The sequence below is a fragment of the Paenalcaligenes sp. genome (assembly GCF_030152715.1).
GTDB lineage: Bacteria > Pseudomonadota > Gammaproteobacteria > Burkholderiales > Burkholderiaceae_B > Paenalcaligenes > Paenalcaligenes hermetiae.
In genome coordinates this window covers 1-2,796 of sequence record NZ_JASLIX010000137.1, presented here as the reverse complement: position 1 = coordinate 2,796, position 2,796 = coordinate 1, and the positions used below count along the sequence as shown (strand labels likewise).

Genomic DNA, 2,796 nt, shown 5'->3' with positions numbered 1-2,796 from the left:
TGGGGTTGGAATAGTCTTGGCGTTTGCCCGTTTAGGAGGGATGGCATCGCCCGTTGTTGCTGGGCATTTGCTGCAAGCAAACTGGTCCGTGACGAGCCTATATTGGTTATACGCGGGTACTCTGTTAGTGGCAGCGCTATTTTTGCAAGGTTTTTTAGCGCAGCAACGAGAAGCACGTGTCCCATTACGCGTTGATGGGCTCGCCTTGGTCAAAGAATAGGCGACTGGATATTGGTTTAAGCCATGCTTGGCTGCCTACGTGTAGTCCTAATGTGTGAAAGTGGTGCTTGCTCAGTTCGGCATGCACCGCTTCATTGCTGTATGGGGTGCGTAGTACCAGTCGTGCGGTAGGGCCGACCACGGAAATCATTTCAATACGCGCAGCGAGCGCCTGACTTTGTTTTTCGTTAAGAATCTCTAAGTCGTGTGGACGCACATATGCATAGGCCTGTTGCGTCTGCGGTGGGACGTCCGTGGTGAGCGGTAGCCGTAAATCACCAATGTGTGCGTGCCCCGCTTGTATACGTGCTGTAAAACGATTGACTTGGCCAAGAAACTCGTAAACAAAGGGACTAGCAGGATGATCGTAGACTTGTTCGGGGCTGCCGTCTTGTTCTACGCGGCCTTGATTAATGACGATGACTCGGTCGGACACTTCCAAGGCTTCTTCTTGATCGTGTGTGACAAATACACTTGTGATGTGAAGTTCGTCGTGTAGGCGTCGCAGCCAGTGACGCAGTTCAGTGCGGACTTTAGCATCTAGAGCACCAAAGGGTTCATCAAGTAGTAACACTTTAGGCTCAACCGCCAGTGCGCGAGCTAAGGCGATGCGTTGGCGTTGCCCCCCAGAAAGTTGTGAGGGATAGCGCTGGGCAGCCCAGTCGAGTTGCACCATTTCGAGAAGCCGCATGACATGCTGGTGGATCTGGGTTTTATGAGGGCGCAAACGGCGTGGGCGCACTGTCAGGCCATAGGCGACGTTTTCAAACACACTCATATGTTTAAAAAGAGCGTAATGCTGAAAGACAAAGCCTACCCCACGTTGGCTTACGGGCAGGTCAGTGGTATCTTGGCCATGGAAAAAAATTCGTCCCTGATCAGGTCGTTCTAGCCCAGCGATAATACGTAGCAAGGTGGTTTTACCTGAGCCCGAGGGGCCTAAGAGAGCGGTAAGCTCTCCCTCATTTAGGGCTAGGCTGATATCATCTACGGCAACAAAATTTCCAAATCGTTTGCTGATGCGATCTATTTTTATGCTCATGTTTTATTTTCCTTAGCGATAAGGGAGTAAGGACGTGTATCGAGCCACTCCACAATCCCTTTGATAGCAAGAGTGATCAAAGCTAAACCGGTTAAGAGGGAGGAAACGGCAAACGCAGCAGTAAATAGGTATTCGTTATAGAGGACTTCGATATGCAAAGGCATGGTGTTGGTTTCACCTCGAATGCGTCCGGAGACCATTGCCACCGCTCCAAACTCGCCAAGCGCGCGTGCGTTGCAAAGAATCACGCCATAGATCAGCCCCCATTTGATATTTGGTAAAGTGACATACCAAAATGTTTTCCAGCCATTTGCACCTAAAGAAAGAGAGGCCTCTTCTTCGTCTTTGCCTTGTTGCTGCATTAGTGGGATTAGCTCACGTGCGATAAAAGGTAGGGTGCCAAAAGCCACAACGAAAATAATGGCAGGTACTGCAAAAATAATGCGTAATTCATGGGCAGCGAGCCAGGGGCCGAGCCAGCCTTGGGTGCCAAATAAAATGATAAAAATCAGCCCCACCACGACCGGAGAAATAGCAAAAGGCATATCAATAAAAGAAATTAAGATCGCTTTGCCTCGAAACTCAAATTTTGTGATGGCCCACGCTGCGGCAACGCCAAAAACGAAGTTGATGGGGACGACGATGGCGACCACAAATAAAGATAGTTGAATAGCGGCTACGGCATCTGGTTCTGTAATCGCATCCCACCAAACGCGCAGACCTTGTTCAAAAGCACCATAGAGCACCACAGCCAAAGGTAAAACTAAAAAAATAGCTAAAAAAACCAAAGCAATAAAAGTAAGTAACCAGCGTATGGCAGGCGACTCTGTTGTGGGCGCATGCCAGCGAGCAGGTAGAGTGGAAGTAGCGGTAAGGGTTTTCATAACGTGGTTCGATTGCGATGTTGTGTCCACCATTGCAGTCCGTTAATCAGGAGTAAGAGCAAAAAGGCGGTGATGAGCATTACCGTACCGATCGCCGCGGCGCCGGGGTAGTCATATTGCTCGGCTTTGCTCATAATAAGTAGTGGGGTGATTTCTGTACGGTAGGGGAGGTTTCCAGAAATAAAAACCACAGAGCCATATTCCCCCACGGCTCGAGCAAAAGCTAAGGCATAACCGGTTAATAGCGCCGGCAGTAAGGAGGGGAAAATCACACGTCGTAGGGTAGCAAAACGGCTAGCACCCAAGCAGGCAGAGGCTTCTTCTAACTCGATATCTAGATTTTCTAATACAGGTTGTACGGTGCGCACGACAAAAGGCAAGCCTATATAGGTAAGGGCGATGACCACTCCTAATTGGGTATAAGCGATGCGTAGGCCAAAAACTTGTAGGTATTGCCCAACCCAGCCTGTAGAAGCATACAGGGTGACTAAAGCGATACCGGCAACAGCCGTAGGCAGAGCGAAGGGAAGGTCCACTAAGGCATCGACGAGCTTTTTAGCAGGAAAAGGATAGCGAACCAGTACCCACGCGACGATACCGCCAAACACCACATTAATGGTGGCTCCGATGAGTGAGGCACCAAAAGAGAGG

3 protein-coding genes and 1 pseudogene are annotated in these 2,796 nt (G+C 49.7%); 1 reads left to right on the top strand and 3 read right to left on the bottom strand.

Going from position 1 to position 2,796, the window contains the following annotated elements:
• Positions 1-220: pseudogene (locus tag Q1V74_RS11035) on the top strand (4-hydroxybenzoate transporter); the annotation flags it as partial.
• Here the strand turns inward: Q1V74_RS11035 and Q1V74_RS11030 are convergent.
• The 3 genes from Q1V74_RS11030 to cysT all read right to left on the bottom strand — a co-directional run.
• Positions 185-1,261, bottom strand: coding sequence for a sulfate ABC transporter ATP-binding protein (locus Q1V74_RS11030; protein ID WP_300648917.1), 1,077 nt, complete (start codon positions 1,259-1,261; stop codon positions 185-187). The pseudogene Q1V74_RS11035 and the gene Q1V74_RS11030 sit on opposite strands and share 36 nt — an antisense overlap.
• Entirely contained in the window at positions 1,258-2,145 is an 888-nt protein-coding gene (cysW, locus tag Q1V74_RS11025; RefSeq protein WP_300648915.1) for a sulfate ABC transporter permease subunit CysW, read from the bottom strand. Before cysW ends, Q1V74_RS11030 begins: the two co-directional genes overlap by 4 nt.
• Positions 2,142-2,796, bottom strand: a 655-nt coding sequence (cysT, locus tag Q1V74_RS11020) for a sulfate ABC transporter permease subunit CysT (protein ID WP_300648913.1), incomplete at its 5' end; no start/stop codon positions are given. The genes cysT and cysW, both read right to left, overlap by 4 nt.